Annotated in this window: 1 protein-coding gene; it reads left to right on the forward strand. The window is 51.0% G+C overall.

What is annotated here, in order from left to right:
- Window positions 1-46: 46 nt before the first annotated feature.
- The coding region (locus tag NE664_13400; GenBank protein ID MCQ4727628.1) for a hypothetical protein at window positions 47-496 on the forward strand (450 nt) is incomplete at its 3' end.

Genomic DNA, 496 nt, shown 5'->3' on the forward strand with positions numbered 1-496 from the left:
TCCAGGTGAAAGAAGACAAAAACTTATAAATCAGGGAGGAAAAATTATGAAGTTACGCAAAATCGCAGCCTTAGCACTCGCAGGAATAACAGCTGCAAACTTAGCGGCATGCAGTTCGGGTACAACACCGTCAGGCACAGAAGCAGCGAAAGCCACAGAAGCCGCAAAGACAGAAGCTGCCGCTGAAACAACGGCCAGCGAAAATTCGGCAGCCGGTACTTTTGCCGGAATCGAAAAAGAGGAGACGGACCTTACCGGTGAACTCGTCTACTGGTCAGCATTTACAGGCGGTTCCGGTGAATGGGATCAGAGCCGGGTTGACTTATTCAATGAAATGTACGCGGATAACGGTATCCATGTCACCCGCCAGCAGATTGAAGGCGCCGGTATCAAAAATGGGGCTCTCATGTCGGCAGTGGCCTCCGGGACCAACGCTCCTGACTTAATTATTTCCGACTCGCCGATCGATGTATACTCTTTTGCGGTTGAAGGCGCC

Origin of the sequence: Anaerotignum faecicola, from assembly GCA_024460105.1 — a bacterium.
Taxonomy (GTDB): Bacteria; Bacillota; Clostridia; order Lachnospirales; family Anaerotignaceae; genus JANFXS01.